The organism is Pseudomonas sp. 4CAES_32.4, assembly GCF_058136335.1.
The window spans coordinates 1,775,828-1,792,479 of sequence record NZ_CM176882.1 but is presented as its reverse complement, the minus strand read 5'-3'; the positions used below and the strand labels follow the sequence as shown (position 1 = coordinate 1,792,479).

The 16,652-nt window shown below is 58.0% G+C and carries 14 protein-coding genes and 1 pseudogene; 5 read left to right on the top strand and 10 right to left on the bottom strand.

Annotated features, from left to right (window positions below; all coding sequences use genetic code 11):
• Window positions 1–10: 10 nt before the first annotated feature.
• From sdhA to sdhC, 3 genes are read right to left on the bottom strand one after another with little or no spacing between them, the layout of a single operon-like run.
• Complete coding sequence (gene sdhA, locus AC3Y64_RS08120) at window positions 11–1,783, bottom strand: succinate dehydrogenase flavoprotein subunit (protein WP_008077944.1); 1,773 nt, start codon at window positions 1,781–1,783, stop codon at window positions 11–13.
• 3 nt (window positions 1,784–1,786) lie between these two features.
• Window positions 1,787–2,155, bottom strand: a complete 369-nt coding sequence (sdhD, locus tag AC3Y64_RS08115) for a succinate dehydrogenase, hydrophobic membrane anchor protein (protein ID WP_003222999.1) — start codon at window positions 2,153–2,155, stop codon at window positions 1,787–1,789.
• Window positions 2,149–2,523 (bottom strand): succinate dehydrogenase, cytochrome b556 subunit, encoded by a 375-nt coding sequence (sdhC, locus tag AC3Y64_RS08110; RefSeq protein ID WP_016773673.1) that lies wholly within the window; start codon window positions 2,521–2,523, stop codon window positions 2,149–2,151. Before sdhC ends, sdhD begins: the two co-directional genes overlap by 7 nt.
• A 363-nt stretch (window positions 2,524–2,886) precedes the next feature.
• Here sdhC and gltA point away from each other — a divergent pair, with 363 nt between their 5' ends.
• Entirely contained in the window at window positions 2,887–4,176 is a 1,290-nt protein-coding gene (gene gltA, locus AC3Y64_RS08105) for a citrate synthase (protein ID WP_007919904.1), read from the top strand.
• Between the two features lie 980 nt (window positions 4,177–5,156).
• Here the strand turns inward: gltA and AC3Y64_RS08100 are convergent.
• The 3 genes from AC3Y64_RS08100 to AC3Y64_RS08090 all read right to left on the bottom strand — a co-directional run bounded on the left by AC3Y64_RS08100 (window position 5,157) and on the right by AC3Y64_RS08090 (window position 8,214).
• A complete protein-coding gene (locus AC3Y64_RS08100) occupies window positions 5,157–6,815 on the bottom strand; it encodes a cation acetate symporter (protein ID WP_016987517.1) in 1,659 nt (552 codons plus the stop codon).
• Window positions 6,812–7,123 carry a DUF485 domain-containing protein gene (locus AC3Y64_RS08095; protein ID WP_122593480.1) on the bottom strand — a complete coding sequence of 104 codons (312 nt, stop codon included), beginning with the start codon at window positions 7,121–7,123 and terminating at the stop codon, window positions 6,812–6,814. The genes AC3Y64_RS08100 and AC3Y64_RS08095 overlap by 4 nt, the downstream gene beginning before the upstream one ends.
• Before the next feature lie 239 nt (window positions 7,124–7,362).
• Window positions 7,363–8,214: a glycine betaine ABC transporter substrate-binding protein gene (locus AC3Y64_RS08090; protein WP_489987061.1), complete on the bottom strand. Its 852-nt coding sequence runs from the start codon at window positions 8,212–8,214 to the stop codon at window positions 7,363–7,365.
• Between the two features lie 286 nt (window positions 8,215–8,500).
• On the opposite strand from AC3Y64_RS08090, the pseudogene AC3Y64_RS08085 reads away from it, so the two are divergent.
• A pseudogene (locus tag AC3Y64_RS08085) lies at window positions 8,501–10,097 on the top strand (glycoside hydrolase family 17 protein).
• Between the two features lie 125 nt (window positions 10,098–10,222).
• Here the strand turns inward: AC3Y64_RS08085 and AC3Y64_RS08080 are convergent.
• Window positions 10,223–10,591, bottom strand: a complete 369-nt coding sequence (locus AC3Y64_RS08080; RefSeq protein WP_489987060.1) for a hypothetical protein — start codon at window positions 10,589–10,591, stop codon at window positions 10,223–10,225.
• Between the two features lie 224 nt (window positions 10,592–10,815).
• Between AC3Y64_RS08080 and AC3Y64_RS08075 the strand changes: the two genes are divergently transcribed.
• Window positions 10,816–12,114 (top strand): serine/threonine protein kinase, encoded by a 1,299-nt coding sequence (locus AC3Y64_RS08075; RefSeq protein WP_158959112.1) that lies wholly within the window; start codon window positions 10,816–10,818, stop codon window positions 12,112–12,114.
• Entirely contained in the window at window positions 12,107–12,895 is a 789-nt protein-coding gene (locus AC3Y64_RS08070) for an MlaA family lipoprotein (protein WP_158959111.1), read from the top strand. Before AC3Y64_RS08075 ends, AC3Y64_RS08070 begins: the two co-directional genes overlap by 8 nt.
• 176 nt (window positions 12,896–13,071) lie before the next feature.
• Here AC3Y64_RS08070 and AC3Y64_RS08065 read toward each other — a convergent pair whose 3' ends face one another.
• Window positions 13,072–13,986 (bottom strand): DUF808 domain-containing protein, encoded by a 915-nt coding sequence (locus AC3Y64_RS08065; RefSeq protein WP_489987059.1) that lies wholly within the window; start codon window positions 13,984–13,986, stop codon window positions 13,072–13,074.
• A gap of 135 nt (window positions 13,987–14,121) precedes the next feature.
• On the opposite strand from AC3Y64_RS08065, the gene AC3Y64_RS08060 reads away from it, so the two are divergent.
• On the top strand, window positions 14,122–14,730 hold the full coding sequence (locus tag AC3Y64_RS08060; RefSeq protein ID WP_008083515.1) for a TetR/AcrR family transcriptional regulator: 609 nt from the start codon (window positions 14,122–14,124) through the stop codon (window positions 14,728–14,730).
• Between the two features lie 127 nt (window positions 14,731–14,857).
• On the opposite strand, the gene AC3Y64_RS08055 is transcribed toward AC3Y64_RS08060, so the two are convergent.
• Together AC3Y64_RS08055 and AC3Y64_RS08050 are read right to left on the bottom strand one after the other, a co-directional pair.
• Window positions 14,858–15,316, bottom strand: a complete 459-nt coding sequence (locus AC3Y64_RS08055) for an REP-associated tyrosine transposase (protein WP_489987058.1) — start codon at window positions 15,314–15,316, stop codon at window positions 14,858–14,860.
• A 231-nt stretch (window positions 15,317–15,547) separates the two neighbouring features.
• On the bottom strand, window positions 15,548–16,618 hold the full coding sequence (locus tag AC3Y64_RS08050) for an alpha/beta hydrolase (RefSeq protein WP_489987057.1): 1,071 nt from the start codon (window positions 16,616–16,618) through the stop codon (window positions 15,548–15,550).
• Window positions 16,619–16,652: the final 34 nt, after the last annotated feature.

Below are 16,652 nucleotides of genomic sequence, written 5' to 3'. Positions count from 1 at the left end.
GCGGCCACCCTTAATAAGTCCGAATCTTAGGTTCAAAAGTCGGAACAGTCTTCGGCGAGAAGTTCACGGCACGCTTGGTGACGCGCTTGTCACCCGGGAAGTACAGGGTGTGGCACAGCCAGTTTTCGTCGTCACGGTCTTCGAAGTCTTCACGGGCGTGAGCACCGCGCGACTCTTTACGAACCTCGGCAGCGATGGCAGTAGCTTCAGCCACTTCCAGCAGGTTTTGCAGTTCCAGCGCTTCGATACGGGCAGTGTTGAACGCCTGCGACTTATCGTTGATCTTCACGTTGGCGATGCGGGTACGCAGGTCAGCAAGCTGAGCGATACCTTTCTGCATGTATTCGCCGGTACGGAATACACCGAAGTAGTTCTGCATGCAGTTCTGCAGCTCGCGACGCAGGGTTGCCACGTCTTCGCCATCAGTACGACTGTTCAGCGCGTTCAGACGCGACAGGGCAGCTTCGATGTCGGCTTCGGTAGCGTCGTCGTATTCGATGCCGTCGGTCAGCGCCTTTTCCAGGTGCAGGCCGGCAGCGCGGCCGAATACCACCAGATCGAGCAGCGAGTTGCCGCCCAGACGGTTGGCACCGTGCACCGATACGCAAGCCACTTCGCCTACGGCGAACAGACCAGGGATGATCTTGTCGACGCCTTCAGCATCCTGGGTGATCGCCTGACCATGAATGTTGGTGGCAACGCCGCCCATCATATAGTGGCAAGTCGGAACAACCGGAACCGGCGCAACCACCGGGTCAACGTGTGCGAAAGTCTTCGACAGTTCGCAGATGCCTGGCAGACGGCTGTGCAGCACTTCCTCGCCCAGGTGGTCGAGTTTGAGCAGTACGTGGTCGCCATTCGGACCGCAACCGTTGCCGGCGATGATTTCCTTAACCATCGAGCGAGCAACCACGTCACGACCGGCAAGGTCTTTGGCGTTCGGAGCATAACGCTCCATGAAACGCTCGCCGTGCTTGTTGATCAGGTAACCACCTTCACCACGGCAACCTTCTGTAACCAGTACACCGGCGCCGGCGATGCCGGTCGGGTGGAACTGCCACATTTCAATGTCTTGTACCGGCACGCCAGCACGCAGCGCCATGCCAACGCCGTCACCGGTGTTGATCAGGGCGTTGGTGGTGGAAGCGTAGATACGACCTGCACCGCCGGTAGCCAATACGGTGGCCTTGGCGCGGATGTAGGTGGTTTCGCCGGTTTCGATGCAGATCGCGATCACACCGACGAAGTCGCCTTCCTGGTTTTTCACCAGGTCGACCGCGTAGTACTCGTTCAGGAACGTAGTACCGGCTTTCAGGTTGCCCTGATAAAGGGTGTGCAACAGAGCGTGACCGGTACGGTCGGAAGCGGCGCAAGTACGTGCAGCCTGACCGCCCTTGCCGTAGTCCTTGGACTGGCCACCGAACGGACGCTGGTAGATGCGGCCCTGTTCGGTACGCGAGAACGGCATGCCCATGTGGTCCAGCTCGTAAACGGCAGCCGGGCCTTCCTGACACATGTACTCGATAGCGTCCTGGTCACCGATGTAGTCGGAACCCTTGACGGTATCGTACATGTGCCAGCGCCAGTCATCGTTCGGGTCAGCAGACGCGATTGCGCAAGTGATGCCGCCCTGGGCGGATACAGTGTGCGAACGGGTCGGGAAAACCTTGGTGATCACGGCAGTCTTGTGACCGCCCTGTGCCAGTTGCAGCGCAGCGCGCATGCCGGCACCGCCACCACCAATAATGATGGCGTCGAAAGAAATCGTTGGAATGTTAGCCATGACTCAGATACCCCAGAGAATCTGCACACCCCAGACGAAGTAAGCGAACATCGCAACGCCGCATACTGCCTGGAAAAGGAAACGTATCGCCGTTGCGGACTTGCCGAACGCCATTGGCGTCAGGTAGTCAGTCGCGATGGTCCACATGCCGACCCAGGCGTGAGCGCCGAGAGCAACAAGGGCCAGCAGGCTGAAAATACGCATCCCGTTGTGGGCGAACAGTTCATGCCACTGGGCATACTCGAGGCCAGGGTGGGCCACGACGTATCCGATCAGAAAGATGAAGTAAGCCGCGAGAACGACCGCAGACACACGTTGCGCCATCCAGTCATAGAGGCCCGAACGCGACAGGTTCGTGACGTTAGTTACCATATCCAAACTCCTGCCAGAACGATTACCACCACGGAAACGGCGATAACGATTTTCGAGCCCAGTTTGCCGCCTTCCAGCGTCTCACCGATGCCCATGTCCATGATCAAATGGCGCACACCGGCTACCAGGTGATACAGCAGAGCGGACAGGATGCCCCAAATCACTAGCTTGGCTAGCGGACTGGTCAGACACGCTTTCACCTGACCGAAGCCTTCCTCGGAGCTCAGCGACTTGTCCAATGCATAAAGCATGATGGCAAGGCACACGAAGAGGATGACACCGGAGATACGGTGAAGAATGGACGTGTAAGCAGTGACTGGGAGTTTGATGGTCCTTAGGTCTAGGTTTACAGGTCGTTGGCTTTTCACGGCTTTTTTTTCACACTGAAGAGCCCCTAACAATCAGGGCAAAGTTGTTGGGGAGTGCACTGGTCAGGTAACCACCACCCAGGGATGCGACCCCCAATGAAAGCAAGCCCAAAAGCCCTTGGCGGTCGGTGGCCGAGTATAGACAGTTAGGCTACTAATGACAACGCAATCACCTACCCCAAATAGCTGATTGCACAAGTCGTATAAAAGGCGTAAATGGCAGTCAATTTCGAGGAAAAAGTCCGCTTAAAGCCTTCTGGAGCAAGACTTTAGGCAAATTGACATTCGAATTTATCTCACTATAGTGGTGCGGGCCCTGCGTGGGGGGTCTGTCTGATGGTTCAAGCATAAATAGGAGGCCACATGGCTGACAAAAAAGCGCAGTTGATCATCGAGGGCGCAGCCCCCGTCGAGCTGCCCATTTTAACCGGCACCGTTGGTCCCGATGTTATTGATGTTCGGGGCCTGACGGCCACGGGCCGCTTCACTTTCGACCCGGGTTTCATGTCGACCGCCTCGTGCGAATCGAAGATCACCTATATCGACGGCGACAACGGCATTCTGTTGCACCGCGGCTACCCGATCGAACAGCTGGCTGAAAAGTCGGACTACCTGGAAACCTGCTACCTGCTGCTCAACGGCGAATTGCCGACCGCAGAACAGAAGGCCCAGTTCGTCAGCACCGTGAAAAACCACACGATGGTTCACGAGCAGCTGAAAACCTTCTTCAACGGCTTCCGTCGTGACGCCCACCCGATGGCCGTCATGTGCGGTGTAGTCGGCGCCCTCTCGGCCTTCTACCACGACTCCCTCGACATCAATAACCCGCAGCATCGCGAAATCTCCGCGATCCGTCTGGTTGCCAAGATGCCGACCCTGGCAGCGATGGTTTACAAGTACTCCATGGGCCAACCCATGATGTACCCGCGCAACGACCTGACGTACGCGGAAAACTTCCTGCACATGATGTTCAACACTCCGTGCGAGATCAAACCGATCAGCCCGGTACTCGCCAAGGCCATGGACCGGATCTTCATCCTCCATGCCGACCACGAGCAGAACGCATCGACTTCCACCGTGCGTCTGGCCGGTTCTTCGGGTGCCAACCCGTTCGCCTGTATCGCCGCCGGTATCGCCGCACTATGGGGCCCTGCCCACGGCGGTGCGAACGAAGCCGTGCTGACCATGCTTGACGAGATTGGCGATGTTTCGAACATCGACAAGTTCATCGCCAAGGCCAAGGACAAGAACGATCCGTTCAAACTGATGGGCTTCGGTCACCGCGTTTACAAGAACCGCGATCCGCGCGCGACTGTAATGAAGCAGACCTGCGACGAAGTACTGAAGGAACTGGGCATCAACAACGATCCGCAACTCGAACTGGCCATGCGCCTGGAAGAGATCGCCCTGACCGACCCGTACTTCATCGAGCGCTCGCTGTACCCGAACGTCGACTTCTACTCGGGGATCATCCTCAAGGCGATCGGCATTCCGACCAGCATGTTCACCGTGATCTTCGCGCTGGCACGTACTGTTGGCTGGATTTCGCACTGGAAAGAAATGCTCTCCAGCCCGTACAAGATTGGCCGTCCGCGCCAGTTGTATACCGGTTATGAGTCGCGTGATATTTCCAAGCTGGAAGATCGCAAATAAGACCTGTCTTGCGATAACGTCTTAAGTTGTACCGGGAACGGCCTCTATTTATATAGGGGTCGTTTTTGTTTGTGCTGGTTTTTTGGTTGGGGGCATATCCGTTGCTGCGGGTGCTGCCGCTGGCGGTTTCGCTCTTACAGCGAGTCACCTTTTCCAAACGCCGGAATGCCGGCCCAGCGAAAAGTAAGCAAAAGGCTTTGCCCCCGGCGTACGGCACTTCGCCTAGGCTCAGTGTTCCCTCGCTACGGTGTCCATCCGGGGGCATCGCCTCCGGTTGGCTTCGCTGCACCTCCTCTCGATGTATGCGGCTACGCCGCACGGCGCTGCGCGCCTAACCCCGGATGAACACCTTCGCTCGGCCTGCCGAAGGGGCAAAAGATTAAAAGCCAAAGCCAAAGCCAAAGCAGATCAAAAGATCGCAGCCTTCTGCAGCTCCTACATAGGATTGTTTCACTTCAAGAGATTGTTGGCTGTGAGGCCGCCATCGCTGGCAAGCCAGCTCCCACAGGAATTGAGTTCAAACTCAGCTACTCGTATCGCTTCGGCTTCTCACCACTCAAAACAATGAGCGCAAGCTCGCGTACCGCTTTTGATCTTGATCCGAGGGCGACGTCGGAAGGCTGAGTGGAGGGGTTGATCCGGGGGGTGGGAGCGTAGCGACCGTTTGGCAAAGCCAAACACAGCGAGAGGAGGTGCAGCGAAGCAAACCGTAGGCGCTGCGCCCGGATCGATCCCGCAGCGAAGGAACCCCGAGCCCCAGCGAGCGGGCCGCACGTAGGAGCAAGCGTTTTTTGCTTACTTTTTTTGGCGTTTGAAAAAAAGTGAGTCGCCGTAAGGGCGAAACCGTAATAAGCCGTCACCGCAGCAACGGATATTCACCCAATCAAAAAAAACACACCAAAGTCCGATAACCGCCCACAAAAAATGCCCCGATCTCTCAACCGGGGCATTCAGCACAACATTACAAAACCATCAAACCATCAATGCGAAACCGCCCCACTCGCCCCCAACCCCGTCTGCGAACGCACAAACTGCGGGAAGAACAGTGCACGTTCTTTGTCCGCCGCCGCCGACTTGTCGGTAATCGAGAAGAACCAGATCCCGACAAAAGCAATGATCATCGAAAACAGCGCTGGATACTCGTACGGGAAGATCGCCTTCTCGTGATGCAGAATCTGCACCCAGATGGTCGGGCCGAGGATCATCAGACCCACCGCACTCACCAGACCCAACCAGCCGCCAATCATCGCGCCACGGGTGGTCAGCTTCTTCCAGTACATCGAAAGCAACAGCACCGGGAAGTTGCAACTCGCCGCGATCGAGAACGCCAGGCCCACCATGAACGCAATGTTCTGGCTTTCAAACAGGATGCCCAAGCCGATCGCCAACACCGCCAAGGCAATGGTGGTGATCTTCGAAACGCGAATCTCGTCCTTCTCGTTCGCCTTGCCCTTCTTGATCACACTGGCGTACAGGTCGTGAGAAACCGCCGAGGCACCGGCCAGAGTCAGGCCTGCCACAACCGCCAGAATGGTCGCGAACGCCACCGCCGAGATGAAGCCGAGGAAGATACTGCCGCCGACCGCGTTGGCCAAATGCACAGCCGCCATGTTGTTGCCGCCCAACAGCGCGCCAGCCGCATCTTTGAAGGCCGGGTTAGTGCTGACCAGCAGGATCGCGCCAAAGCCGATGATGAACGTCAGGATGTAGAAGTAGCCGATGAAACCAGTTGCGTAGAGCACGCTCTTGCGGGCTTCTTTTGCGTCGCTCACGGTGAAGAAGCGCATCAGAATGTGTGGCAGACCAGCTGTACCGAACATCAGCGCCAGCCCCAGCGAGAATGCCGAAATCGGATCCTTGACCAGACCGCCCGGGCTCATGATCGCTTCGCCTTTGGCGTGCACCTTGATCGCTTCGGAGAACAATGTGTTGAAGTCGAAGCCGACGTGCTTCATCACCATCAGCGCCATGAACGAGGCACCGGACAGCAGCAGCACAGCCTTGATGATCTGCACCCAGGTGGTCGCCAGCATGCCGCCGAACAGCACGTACATGCACATCAGCACACCAACCAGAATCACCGCAACGTGATAGTCCAGACCGAACAACAGCTGAATCAGCTTGCCGGCACCGACCATTTGCGCGATCAGGTAAAACGCCACGACCACCAGAGAACCGCAGGCCGACAGCGTGCGGATCTGGGTTTGCCCGAGACGGTAGGACGCCACGTCGGCAAAGGTGTATTTACCCAGGTTACGCAGACGCTCGGCAATCAAAAACAGGATGATCGGCCAGCCCACGAGGAAGCCGATCGAGTAGATCAGGCCATCGTAGCCGGAGGTGAACACCAGCGCGGAAATCCCCAGGAAGGACGCCGCCGACATGTAGTCACCGGCAATCGCCAGACCGTTCTGGAAACCGGTGATCTTGCCGCCCGCCGCATAGTAGTCGGCCGCCGAGTTGTTTTTCTTCGAGGCCCAGTAGGTGATGTAGAGCGTCGCACCCACGAACGCCACGAACATCAGGATCGCGGGAATGTTCAGCGGCTGTTTGGCCACTTCCCCCGTCAACGCGTCAGCCGCCCAGACACTCGGCGCGAAAGCCGCAACACTCAATAGAGCCAGTAGACGCCGGATCATTGCTGAGCCTCCTTGAGAATCGCATTGTTCAGGTCGTCAAACTCGCCATTGGCGCGGCGCACGTAGATACCGGTGAGGATGAATGCCGAAAGAATCAGCCCCACACCGATCGGAATACCCCAAGTAATCGAAGACTCAGGACTGAGTTTCGCTCCCAGTATGTGCGGCCCGTAGGCGATCAGCAGGATGAATGCGGAGTAAAGCCCGAGCATGATTGCCGAGAGAATCCAGGCGAATCGTTCTCTTTTCTGAACCAGCTCCTTGAATCGGGGACTGTTTTGAATCGAGAGGTAAATGCTGTCGTTCATTGTTTTTATCCTCGCAGCACAGATTATTGTTGGAACATAGCTAATGTATGCGGCTGCGAGCGCGGTAACAGACGACCTTAGTAGTAGAAGGCCATGACGTATTCGCCATTTTTCAGCACACTAAAAAAACTGTGGGAGCTGGCTTGCCAGCGATGGCGTCGTGTCAGTCAACTGATTAGTCAACTGACAGACCGCTATCGCGGGCAAGCCCGCTCCCACAGGGTTAGGCGGTGAAGCTTTTATTTAGTCCAGTCAGCCACGCGATCCGGATGTTTGGCGACCCATTCTTTTGCGGCAGCTTCAGGCTTGGCACCGTCCTGAATCGCCAGCATGACTTCGCCGATTTCGTCTTTCGACGCCCACTGGAAGTTCTTCAGGAACTTGGCCACTTCCGGCGCTTTGGCCTCCAGCCCTTTGCTACCGATGCTGTTCACGGTTTCAGCAGCGCCGTACACGCCTTTCGGGTCGTCGAGGAAACGTAGTTTCCACTTGGCGAACATCCAGTGCGGCACCCAACCGGTGACGGCGATGGATTCGTTTTTCTTCTCGGCACGGGTCAGCTCGGCAATCATGCCGGCGCCGGAACTGGCTTTGAGGGAATACTTGTCGAGGCCGTAATCCTTGATCGCCTGGTCGGTCTTGAGCATTACGCCCGAACCGGCGTCGATGCCGACGATACGGTTTTTGAAGGTGTCGTCGGTTTTCAGGTCCTCGATCGACTTGGCTTTGACGTACTCAGGCACGATCAGGCCGATTTTTGCATCCTTGAAGTTCGGGCCGTAATCGACGACCAGATCCTTGTTCTTCGTCCAGTAATCACCGTGGGTCACAGGCAGCCAGGCCGACAGCATGGCGTCGAGTTTGCCGGTGGCAACGCCTTGCCACATGATCCCGGTGGCGACGGCTTGCAGCTTCACGTCATAGCCGAGTTTCTGTTTGATCACTTCGGCCGCCACGTGGGTGGTCGCGACGCTGTCGGACCAGCCGTCAACGTAACCGATGTTCAGGGTCTGTTTTTCTGCGCTGGCGAAAGTGGAACTCATCGCAAGCACCAGAGCAGCACTTGCGCCTAAAAGTCGTCGCATCTTCATCGTTACTTCCCCGAAATGCTGCGCCCGACGGATGACGGGCGGCGTCAACGTATTGTTATGGTGCACGGCGCCCCCATCACGCCTGACCGCAAACTCGTTAGAACATCAGCGGAGTACTGACGGTTTGATCATCAACCTGACGACCACAGCGACCTGCTCTGTCAGCGACCTCAAGACAACGAGAAACGACATCACAAGGCCATTAATGGCCTCTGAATATTTGGCGCCAGACAATCCGCCCGAACTTTGCATGTCAAAATCATGCGGGCCACCAACCCCTCTATAAATGCAGGTAACATGCGTCGCTTTGCAGCCACTCGGCCTGACCATGTCCGCGACGTCCCGCTTTCCTTTTCTGCCTTATTTCTTCGCCTGCCTGCTCGGGCTGTTTGCCCTCGGCGGCTTCTGGTACGGCCTCGGCCAACCGGTGATTCTGCCCGACGCCGCAACGCCGACGCACAAGCTGCAATGCGCTTCCTACACGCCGTTCGATAAAGACCAGTCACCGTTCGACGTACCGTTCAAGTTGCGTCCGGAGCGCATGGACGCCGACCTCGCGTTACTGGCGACCCGCTTTGAATGCATTCGCACCTATTCGATGGCGGGCCTTGAGGCACTGCCGGATCTGGCGCGCAAACACGGTCTCAAATTGATGATCGGCGCTTGGGTCAACAGCAACCCGGTCGACACTGAAAAGGAAGTCGATCTGCTGATTCAGTCGGCCAACGCCAACCCGGATGTGGTCAGTGCGGTAATCGTCGGCAACGAAGCGCTGCTGCGCAAGGAAGTCACCGGTGCGCAACTGGCCCGACTGATCAACAAGGTCAAAAGTCAGATCAAGCAACCGGTCACCTACGCCGATGTCTGGGAGTTCTGGCTCAAGCACCCGGAAGTCGCGCCAGCGGTGGACTTCCTGACCATTCACCTGCTGCCGTACTGGGAAGATGATCCGTCGAACATCGACGTCCTCCTGCAACACGTCGCGGAGGTGCGTCAGGTGTTCGGCAACAAGTTCGCCCCCAAGGACGTGATGATTGGCGAAACCGGCTGGCCGAGCGAAGGCCGCCAGCGTGAAACCGCCCTGCCGAGCCGGGTCAACGAGGCCAAGTTCATTCGTGGTTTTGTCGCAATGGCCGAGAAAGAAGGCTGGCATTACAACCTGATCGAAGCGTTTGACCAGCCGTGGAAGCGCGGCAGCGAAGGCGCGGTCGGTGGTTATTGGGGACTGTTTGATGCGGATCGCCAGGACAAAGGCGTGCTCGCCGGACCGGTAACCAACGTGCCGTTCTGGAAAGAGTGGCTGGCGATCGGTGGTTTGATTTTCCTCGGCACGCTGGTGCTGGGTGGACGCGTTCGCACCACACGTTCGGCACTGCTGTTGCCGCTACTGGGCGCCCTCGCCGCCTGCTCGATCGGCGCTTGGGGTGATCTGGCGCGGGTGACGACGCGGTTTGCCAGCGAGTGGCTGTGGGTCGGTTTTGCTGACTGCGTTGAATCTATTGGTGTTGGCGCATGCCGCGCTCACATTGAGTGCGCGCACTGGCTGGCGTGAACGGGCGTTCAATCTGCTTGAGCGCCGCGCTGGCTGGCTGGTCGCAGCGGCAGGTTTTGCCGCTGCGGTGATGATGCTCGAGATGGTGTTTGATCCGCGTTACCGCAGCTTTGCGAGCATGGCGTTTGTGCTGCCGGCGCTGGTTTATCTGTGCCGGCCGGTGCGCGTGCCGCGTCGGGAGATTGCGCTGCTGACGTTTATTGTCGGCGCGGGAATTGCGCCGCAGTTGTATCAGGAAGGGTTGCAGAACCAGCAGGCGTGGGGTTGGGCGTTGGTGAGTGGCTTGATGGTCGCTGCTTTGTGGCGTTGTCTGCGGGTTCGTACCCGATAATTTGCAGCGGCCTTGATGGCCTCATCGCTAGCCGGGCTAGCTCCCACAGGAATTGGTGACCGACACAAACATTGTGTTCACAGAGATCCAGTGTGGGAGCCAGCCCTGCTGGCGATAGCGCCCGATCAGGCGCTACGAGACTCGCGAACCAACCGCAATCCGGCAATCACCAACGCAAACACCGCCAGCGTCGTGTTGTACAACGCCAGCGCCGGCACCCCGACCACCAGCGCCAGCACCGCCAGCCACCACCCTGCCCGACCGGGCACGACAAAACCGATCAGCGCCGCCCCCAACGCCACCCAGCCCAGCACCTTGAAATGGATCATCAAACCAAGGTTCGAACGCACCTGGCATTCCCAACGACTGGCCTCATCCACACAGATGCCGACCCACTGCCCATCCTCCATAAAACCGTACCGCGCGGCATAACTGGCAGCCAGCCACAACGGCAGCAGAACAAGCAGCAAAATCACGGGCAAGCGGCGGGACATGAAGCACTCCAAACGTGGGAAATCGGCGGCCAGCTTAATCTGCCGACAGCAGTGTGCAAGCGCTAACAACTGTTAACTGTTCATAGAGGCGGTGCAAAGTGTATCGTCCAGCTACTATTACTCCGAATTCCGCCTGTTTGGTGCCGCAGCATGGCACTTTGGCGCACACCCGGTGGTCATAGCCTGCGAACTTCATTCGGCACCTTCCTCTAAGGGATCTAGTCATGCTCCGTTCCTTGCGCTTCGCCGCGCTGTTCAGCGGCCTTATTTTGAGTGCGTCCGCACTGGCGGTGGATATCGACGCCGCCAGTTATGGCTACCCCCTGACCAACCCGTTCGAGGCGACCATCGCCACGACGCCGCCGGACTTGCGCCCGGAGCTGCCGCTGGATGACGACATCACTCAGTCGGACCGCAGCCTGACGCTGCGCCCGGAACGCGAGTTCATACTGCCGGACAATTTCTGGGCAGTGAAGAAACTCACCTACCGCATCGCCACTCAGGACAAACCGGCACCGCTGATTTTCCTGATTGCCGGTACCGGTGCGCGCTTTGACAGCACGCTCAACGAGTATCTGAAAAAGCTCTATTACAAGGCCGGCTACCACGTCGTGCAGCTGTCGTCGCCGACCAGTTTCGACTTCATCAGCGCCGCCTCCCGCTTTGCCACCCCGGGCGTGACCAAGGAAGACGCCGAAGACATGTACCGGGTGATGCAGGCCGTGCGGGCGCAGAACCCGAAACTGCCGGTCACCGAGTATTACCTGACCGGCTACAGCCTCGGCGCCCTGGATGCCGCGTTTGTTGCGCACCTGGACGAGACCCGCCGCAGCTTCAACTTCAAGAAAGTCCTGCTGCTTAATCCGCCGGTCAACCTCTACACCTCGGTGACCAACCTCGACAAGCTGGTGCAAACCGAAGTCAAGGGCATCAATAACAGCACAACGTTCTATGAACTGGTGCTGAGCAAGTTGACCCGCTACTTCCAGCAGAAAGGCTACATCGACCTCAACGATGCGCTGCTCTATGACTTCCAGCAGTCCAAGCAGCACCTGACCAACGAACAGATGGCGATGCTGATCGGCACCTCGTTCCGTTTCTCGGCAGCCGACATTGCGTTCACCTCGGACCTGATCAACCGTCGCGGCCTGATCACACCGCCGAAATTCCCGATCACCGAAGGCACCAGCCTCACGCCGTTCCTCAAGCGTGCGCTGCAGTGCGACTTCGATTGCTACCTGACCGATCAGGTGATTCCGATGTGGCGCGCACGCACCGACGGCGGCAGCCTGCTGCAACTGATCGATCAGGTCAGTCTGTATGCACTCAAGGATTACCTGCATGACAGCCCGAAAATCGCCGTCATGCACAACGCCGACGACGTGATCCTCGGCCCGGGCGACCTCGGTTTCCTGCGCAAGACGTTTGGCGATCGCCTGACTGTTTACCCACTGGGCGGCCATTGCGGCAACCTTAACTATCGCGTCAACAGCGACGCCATGCTGGAGTTCTTCCGTGGCTAAATATCTCCTGCTGATGGCAGCGCTCCTCTGCGCAGGCGTGGCCCAGGCCGACAACAGTAAAGCCAACGCGCCGGTGGTCGTCGACAGCGACGGCTTCAAAGAGCCGCTGACCAAACTCAAATTCAACCCCGGGCTGGATCAGCGCGAGTTCGAGCGCTCAACGCTCAATGCGCTGAACGTCTACGATCCGCTGGAATCGTGGAACCGTCGGGTTTATCACTTCAACTATCGGTTCGACCAATGGGTGTTCCTGCCGGTGGTCGATGGCTACCGTTACATCACGCCAAGCTTCGTGCGTACCGGGGTGAGCAACTTCTTCAATAACCTCGGCGACGTACCCAACCTGGTCAACAGCCTGTTGCAGTTCAAGGGTCAGCGCTCGATGGAAACCACCGCGCGCTTGCTGCTCAACACCACGATCGGCATCGCCGGCCTGTGGGACCCGGCGACCGCCATGGGCCTGCCGCGCCAGAGCGAAGACTTCGGTCAGACCCTGGGCTTCTACGGTGTGCCAGGTGGCGCCTACTTCGTACTGCCGATCTTCGGCCCGTCGAACATCCGCGACACCGCCGGCCTCGCCGTGGACTACACCGCCGAGTCAGCGATCAACTTCCTCAATGTTTCGGAAGTCAGCTCCAACCACCCGGAAGTCTGGGCCCTGCGTGCGGTCGACAAGCGTTATCAGACCAGCTTCCGCTACGGTCAGATGAACTCGCCGTTCGAGTACGAAAAAGTGCGCTACGTGTACACCGAGGCGCGCAAGTTGCAGATTGCCGAGTAGTTTTGGCAGGCACAAAAAAGGGCCATTCGATGCGAGTCGAATGGCCCTTTTTCATAGCCAACACAAATCAAACTGTGGGAGCTAGCCCTGCTAGCGATGGGGTCTTGTCAGTTATCCATTCGGGGGCTGACTCACCGCAATCTCCAGCAGGGCTAGCTCCCTCAGGTTTATTGCGTTCAACCTTTAATTGCGCGCCAGATTTTGCCAACGACAGAAACCACCGCCAACACCACCGCACCAGCAATGATCCCCGCCACACCGTTGAGCAACATCGGCACTGCAAAACCGGCACTCCCCGCCGCCGCACCGACACCTTCAATCCAGTGATGCACCACCGGCACACCGTGAGTCAGGATGCCGCCGCCGACCAAAAACATCGCCGCCGTACCGACCACCGACAGGGTTTTCATCATGTACGGTGCCGCACTCAAAATGCCGCTGCCGATTTTCTTCGCCATCTGCCCAGGCTTCTGGGTCAGCCACAAGCCGAGGTCGTCGAGTTTGACGATGCCTGCTACCAAACCATAAACACCGACGGTCATGACGATGGCGATACCGGACATCACGATCACCTGCTGGGTCAGCGAGGCATCCGCTACGGTGCCCAAGGTGATCGCGATGATTTCCGCCGAGAGGATGAAGTCAGTGCGGATCGCGCCTTTGATCTTGTCCTTCTCGTACGCCACCAGATCGGTAGCGGGATCGGCCACCGCTTCCGTCAGCTGCGCATGCTCGGTTTCGTCTTCAGCCTTGCTGTGGAGAAACTTGTGCGCGAGCTTCTCGAAACCCTCGAAACACAGGTACGCACCGCCGACCATCAACAAGGGTGTCACCAGCCAAGGCACGAACGCACTGATCGCCAGCGCCGACGGCACCAGGATCAGTTTGTTGACGAACGAGCCCTTGGCCACGGCCCAGACCACAGGAATTTCCCGCTCGGCACGTACGCCGGAGACCTGCTGGGCATTGAGCGCCAGGTCGTCGCCGAGCACGCCGGCGGTCTTCTTGGCGGCCATTTTGCTCATCAACGCCACGTCGTCCAGCACGGTGGCAATATCGTCGACCAGCACCAGCAAACTGCTTCCTGCCATGAATCCTGTTTCCTTTTATGTATGAATGTTGCGAAGCATAACGCGACCACAGACCACACGGGGCATTCTTGAGCGCCGCGCGAGGCCGGTGCTACCATGCGCAACCGCCAGAACAGGCAAGGAACCACCGGGTTTATGAGCACAATCCGCGAGCGCAACAAAGAACTGATCCTGCGTGCCGCCAGTGAGGAGTTTGCCGACAAGGGCTTCGCTGCGACCAAAACCAGCGACATCGCCGCCAAGGCGGGATTGCCCAAGCCCAACGTCTACTACTACTTCAAGTCCAAGGAGAACCTTTACCGCGAGGTTCTGGAAAGCATCATCGTGCCGATTTTGCAGGCCTCGACGCCGTTCAATCCGGACGGCGTGCCGAGCGAAGTGCTGAGCGGCTACATCCGCTCGAAGATCCGCATCTCCCGCGACCTGCCCTTCGCCTCCAAGGTGTTCGCCAGCGAAATCATGCACGGCGCCCCGCACCTGAGCGCTGACCTGGTCGAGCAACTCAACGGCCAGGCCAAGCACAACATCGACTGCATCCAGAGCTGGATCGACCGCGGGCAAATTGCCCCGATCGACCCTAATCACCTGATGTTCAGCATCTGGGCCGCGACCCAGACCTACGCCGACTTCGACTGGCAGATTTCTGCCGTGACCGGCAAGGACAAACTGGATGAAGCCGATTATGAAGCGGCGGCGCAGACGATTATCCGGTTGGTGTTGAAAGGGTGTGAGCCGGATCAATAAGACCGCGGTGATGCTATCGCTGGCAAGCCAGCTCCCACAGGGATTTTTGTTTGTCTGCTAAATCTAGATTCAACACAAAAACCTGTGGGAGCTGGCTTGCCAGCGATGGAAGCAACTCGATTTCAGATCAAATCCAAATCGCATCCCACAGAGGATAGTCACCAAGCTTTTCCACCAAGCCAGCCCGCAAGGGGTTGGCCACTACGTAGCGCGCCATCTGCACTAAATCATCTTCACGCCTCAATGCACGATCATGAAAACCTTGCTGCCAAAGCGCCCCGCTTCGGTTAAGAGACAAATTCACGTCTCGTGCAATCAGCGACTTGGTTTCCCCCATCAGCCTTCTGAGCGAACAGTTTTCCAGCTCAATCAACCAATGAAAATGATCCGGCATGACTACCCATGCCAACGACTTTGCCAGTCCAACATTTTGCGCGCGACGAAATTGATGAACCACCAATCTGCCCAGAGAGAAATTGGCGAAGATGGGTTTTCGATCAAGTGTGTTCGTAGTCAGTAGATAGATGCGGTTGGGCTCGGCATAGCGACCGGCTCGCAGACGATGTGAAGCAGGAAGATCAGGCAATCCATTGCCCCTTCATGATGGGTTCATCAGAAGGCTAGACCTCTGTGGTCTATACGGCGGGCTGGTCTTTTTTCTTGATGTGTCAGTCAGGCCGCCATCGCTGGCAAGCCAGCTCCCACAGGTTTTTGTATTGGTTACAAAATCTGAACAAGACAAGAAACCTTGTGGGAGCTGGCTTGCCAGCGATGACAATCGATCAGACGCTAGCGATCAAACCGATACACCCGCATCTCAAACCTCCTCCCCCATCAACCAGCGCAACGCCTGCGGCAGCGAGGTGTTCCAGTCGTCCGGGAAAGTATGTCCAGCCTCATGAGTGCGGGATTTGACCTCGTTGCCGTCGCTGAACAATTGGCGGAAATCGGCGCTCATCTGTAGATTGCCCGGCCCTTCTTTTTTGCCATTGATGACAAACACACGCTTGCCGCGCGCCTTGCTTTCAGTGGGCGTCGGTTGATTGCCGCCGGGTGACAGCAGCAGTGCGCCGGCGTAATCGTCCGGGTGTTGCGCCAACAGCGCGCCGGCGTGTTGCGAACCTTGCGAGAAGCCCATCAGGAACACGCGTTTGCGGTCGATGCATTGCTGGGCTTCGAGGGCTTTGAGGCCTTTCTGCACCGTTTGATGGGTGCCTTCGAAACCGGGGCCGATCCAGCGGAAGCTGTCGACCGCGTTGATCATTTGCGTGCCGTTGATCCCCAGAATGATTGCGCCAGTGTCGGCCAGCGGCTGGTAGTCTGCATCCAGCTCGCCATTGACGCCGTAACCGTGCAGCCACACCACCACCGGGCGGCAGGCTTTGGGCACAGGGATCTTCGCTGAGGGATTGAGCACGGAAATCGCGCCAACCTTGCCCTCGGCGATTTTCTTGTAACGCTGCTGCGCGCTGGCCAGTACGGATTTGAAGGTGGCGGTGTCGCGGAGCTCGGAGAAGTCTTCGTCCCCTGCCAGCAGCGGGCCGAACCACAGGCCACGATCATCGGCCTCCTGCAGATAGCGCAGCGCCAGTCGATCATCGCCACGGCGGGCAAACAGCGCCGCCACCTGATAAGGCGCCAGCAGTTGCTTGGGATCTTCACGGGAGGCTGCCAGGTAAACCGCAATTGCCTGCAACGTGTCGGTTTCTTCGAGCTTCTCGGCGCGCTCCATCAACTCCGGTACATCGTCGGCGTTGAGCAGTGCAGAAACCACAGGGCTCAGCGCGTTAAAGGCGATTTCGTCGGCGTCGGGGGCTTCCGTCGCATGCAGGACGGGCGTGCAGAGGGTGATGGCGGCGGCCATCGTCATGGCAAATAGCGTCTTCACGCAGATCTTCCTTGATACATAAACGAGAGGGGCG

Bases quoted from the DNA above. Each gene is read 5' to 3' on its own strand.
- sdhA (WP_008077944.1), bottom strand. From the start codon at position 1,783: ATGGCTAACATTCCAACGATTTCTTTCGACGCCATCATTATTGGTGGT.
- sdhD (WP_003222999.1), bottom strand. From the start codon at position 2,155: ATGGTAACTAACGTCACGAACCTGTCGCGTTCGGGCCTCTATGACTGG.
- gltA (WP_007919904.1), top strand. From the start codon at position 2,887: ATGGCTGACAAAAAAGCGCAGTTGATCATCGAGGGCGCAGCCCCCGTC.
- AC3Y64_RS08100 (WP_016987517.1), bottom strand. From the start codon at position 6,815: ATGATCCGGCGTCTACTGGCTCTATTGAGTGTTGCGGCTTTCGCGCCG.
- AC3Y64_RS08095 (WP_122593480.1), bottom strand. From the start codon at position 7,123: ATGAACGACAGCATTTACCTCTCGATTCAAAACAGTCCCCGATTCAAG.
- AC3Y64_RS08090 (WP_489987061.1), bottom strand. From the start codon at position 8,214: ATGAAGATGCGACGACTTTTAGGCGCAAGTGCTGCTCTGGTGCTTGCG.
- AC3Y64_RS08080 (WP_489987060.1), bottom strand. From the start codon at position 10,591: ATGTCCCGCCGCTTGCCCGTGATTTTGCTGCTTGTTCTGCTGCCGTTG.
- AC3Y64_RS08075 (WP_158959112.1), top strand. From the start codon at position 10,816: ATGCTCCGTTCCTTGCGCTTCGCCGCGCTGTTCAGCGGCCTTATTTTG.
- AC3Y64_RS08065 (WP_489987059.1), bottom strand. From the start codon at position 13,986: ATGGCAGGAAGCAGTTTGCTGGTGCTGGTCGACGATATTGCCACCGTG.
- AC3Y64_RS08060 (WP_008083515.1), top strand. From the start codon at position 14,122: ATGAGCACAATCCGCGAGCGCAACAAAGAACTGATCCTGCGTGCCGCC.